The sequence below is a fragment of the Bradyrhizobium sp. CCH5-F6 genome, from assembly GCF_001556045.1.
Taxonomy (GTDB): Bacteria; Pseudomonadota; Alphaproteobacteria; order Rhizobiales; family Xanthobacteraceae; genus Bradyrhizobium.
Genome location: NZ_LSIC01000052.1, coordinates 1 through 2,885, shown reverse-complemented (window position 1 = coordinate 2,885; position 2,885 = coordinate 1). Strand labels below are relative to the sequence as shown.

The 2,885-nt window shown below is 64.2% G+C and carries 2 protein-coding genes and 1 pseudogene; all 3 read left to right on the top strand.

Annotated elements, in window-relative coordinates; genetic code table 11:
* Window positions 1-162 precede the first annotated feature (162 nt).
* On the top strand, window positions 163-1,689 hold the full coding sequence (gene murJ / locus AX729_RS09120; protein ID WP_061022155.1) for a murein biosynthesis integral membrane protein MurJ: 1,527 nt from the start codon (window positions 163-165) through the stop codon (window positions 1,687-1,689).
* 101 nt (window positions 1,690-1,790) lie between these two features.
* Window positions 1,791-2,135 (top strand): DUF6984 family protein, encoded by a 345-nt coding sequence (locus AX729_RS38515; RefSeq protein ID WP_082770386.1) that lies wholly within the window; start codon window positions 1,791-1,793, stop codon window positions 2,133-2,135.
* A 152-nt stretch (window positions 2,136-2,287) separates the two neighbouring features.
* A pseudogene (locus tag AX729_RS09115) lies at window positions 2,288-2,885 on the top strand (xanthine dehydrogenase family protein molybdopterin-binding subunit); the annotation flags it as partial.

Below are 2,885 nucleotides of genomic sequence, written 5' to 3'. Positions count from 1 at the left end.
GGGAGAGGTCGCGCCGAAGGCGCGGGTGAGGGCTCTCTCCTCTTGGGGAGTCTTGATTGCGGAGACACCCTGTCCCCAGCCCTCCCCGCAAGCGGGGGAGGGAGCGCAGCTCCATCGCGGTTTGCACCTAGACCTGATCTCGCCATGCTCTAAAACAGACGCATGCTCGGACGCATCTTCACGGTTGGCGGCTTTACGCTGCTCTCGCGGGTGACGGGATTTGCCCGCGACATCATGCTCGCGGCGATTCTCGGCGCCGGCCCCGTGGCCGACGCCTTTTTCGTGGCGCTGCGGCTGCCCAATCATTTCCGGGCGATCTTCGCCGAGGGCGCCTTCAACGCGGCCTGGGTGCCTGCCTATGCCCATGTCCATGGCGAGAAGGGCGAGGCGGCGGCAAGCCTGTTCGCCGACCGCATCTTCACGCTGCTGCTGGCCTCGCAGGTGGTGCTGCTGATCGTCGCCTGGCTGTTCATGCCGCAGGCCATGAGCATCCTCGCACCGGGCTTCAGTGACGACGCCGAGCAGCGCAAGCTCGCGATCGAGCTGACGCGGATCACCTTTCCCTATCTGCTGCTGATCACGCTGGTGACGCTCTATGGCGGCATGCTCAACGTGATGCAGCGTTTCGCCAGCGCTGCGGCGGCGTCGATCTTCCTCAACGTCGCGATGATGATGACGCTGGCGCTCGCCGCCTGGTTTCCAACCGCGGGCCACGCCGCAGCCTGGGGCGTGCTCATCTCCGGCTTCATGCAATACTTCCTGCTCGCGGGCGATCTCGCCCGCCATGGCGGACTGCCGCGCTTTGCGCCGCTGAAGCTCGACGAAGACGTCCGCAGCTTCTTCAAGGCGTTGGGACCTGCGACGCTGGGCTCGATGGGCACGCAGGTCGCGCTGTTCGCCGACACCATCATCGCGACCTTCCTGCCCGCGGGCGCGCTGTCGGCGCTCTACTATGCCGACCGCCTCAACCAACTCCCGATCGGCGTGATCGGCATCGCCATCGGCACCGTGCTGCTGCCGGAGATGTCGAAACGGATCACGGCCAACGACCACGACGGCGCGATGAAGGCGCAGCGCCGCGCCTTCGATTTCACGCTGCTGTTCTCGATCCCGTTCGTGGCGGCCTTCCTCACCGTGCCCGACGAGATCATGCGCGCGCTGTTCGCCCGCGGCGCGTTCTCCAAGGCCGACGCGGTGGCCGCCGGCGGCACCCTCGCGGCCTATGCCATCGGCCTGATTCCCTTCGTGCTGATCCGCAGTGCGGTCGCGACCTTCTATGCGCGCAAGGATACGGCGACGCCGGTTCGCGCGTCGCTGACTGGCATCGCCGTCAACGTCGCGCTGAAGGTCGCCTTGATGGGATCGCTGGCCCAGATCGGCCTCGCGCTCGCAACCGCCGTCGGCGTCTGGACCAATCTCTTGCTGGTGCTGTTCTTCGCCGTGCGGCGAGGCTTCCTCGTGCTGGACCGCGCCTGGCTGATGTCGCTCGCCAAATTCCTGCTGACCGGCCTCATCCTGGCCGCCGCGTTCTGGCTGATCGCGCGCTTCAGTGGTCCTTTGTTGGGCGCGATGCACTTCCGGGACGAAGTGACGCTGGTCCTGCTCGCGGTCGGAGGCACGGTCGTCTATGCGCTCGCGATTCTGGTGCTGTTCGGCCGCCGCTGGCTGGTCTCGCTGGTGCGAGGTTAGACGCGCTGCAGCAAACCTCAGTGAACTTCAACCGCGGATCATAGGCCGACATCGCGAGTGCGGCATGATATAGCCGATGCGCGTTATCGCTACGAGAAAAAATGCCACGTCCACTGACCCCCAAAGAGCGTGACTTGGTTGTCTACATTCTAGGGCAATCTTCATCTTCGCATGGCGATTTTAATCTCGTCGAAGACATGAACGACGGTGGAATGGGCAGCCTGCGCTTTGTGGGCAGCGCAGACCGGAGTTTGGGCAAGTGTATTGGGGAAGCGGAATTTGATGATGCAGATGGAGTGCCGGTCTCGGTCGCGCTGAACATGGACCAGCGCGGGGAACTGTTTGAACTCGATCTTTGGAAAGTCGATTTTTCGCCACTACGACGGATAGCAGCCTTGGCTGAACTCCGTCCGCCAATGTCAGGTCGCCGCAGAACTTCGGAATAGGTCAGCCTCGAAGCGTTCGAACGGCGGGCGTCATGAAGGTGAGCGGTGCTTTTCCCGGCCTGCGGCCCAAGCGCATGGCTAAACCCATTTGCCTTGCCACTTTTTCCACGGCAATATGGCCCGCAAAACAACCATGAGAACGGGAAAACAAAATGGCGGCTCCCATCAAGTTCGGCGTTGGCCAAAGCGTGCTGCGCAAGGAGGATGACGCGCTCATCCGCGGCAAGGGCCGCTATACCGACGATTACGCGCCGCAGTCTGCGCTCCGCTGCCTGATGCTGCGCTCGCCGCATGCGCATGCCAAATACACCATCGATGTGAGCCGCGCCCGCGGGCTTCCCGGCGTCGCGCTGATCCTGACCGCCGAGGACGTCAAGGATCTCGGCAATCTGCCCTGCCTGTTCAATCTCGAGACCGATCCGTTCACCGGCCCGCCTTACCCGATCCTCGCCAAGGACGAGGTGCGTCATGTCGGCGACGCCGTCGCCTTCGTCGTCGCCGAGACCATCGATCAGGCCCGCGACGCGATCGAGGCGATCGACGTCAAATGGAGCCCGCTGCCGGCGGTGACCGGCGTCGTCAACGCCGTGAAGAAGGGCGCGCCGCAGGTCTGGCCCGACAAGGCCGGCAACGTGCTGTTCGACGTCTCGATCGGCGACAAGGCGGCAACGGAAGCCGCGTTCGCCAAGGCGCATGCGGTGGCCGAGATCTCGATCGTCAATCCGCGCGTGGTCGCAAGCTTCATGGAGA

Coding starts and splice junctions, on each gene's coding strand:
- AX729_RS38515 (WP_082770386.1), top strand. CDS start 1,791: ATGCCACGTCCACTGACCCCCAAAGAGCGTGACTTGGTTGTCTACATT.
- murJ (WP_061022155.1), top strand. CDS start 163: ATGCTCGGACGCATCTTCACGGTTGGCGGCTTTACGCTGCTCTCGCGG.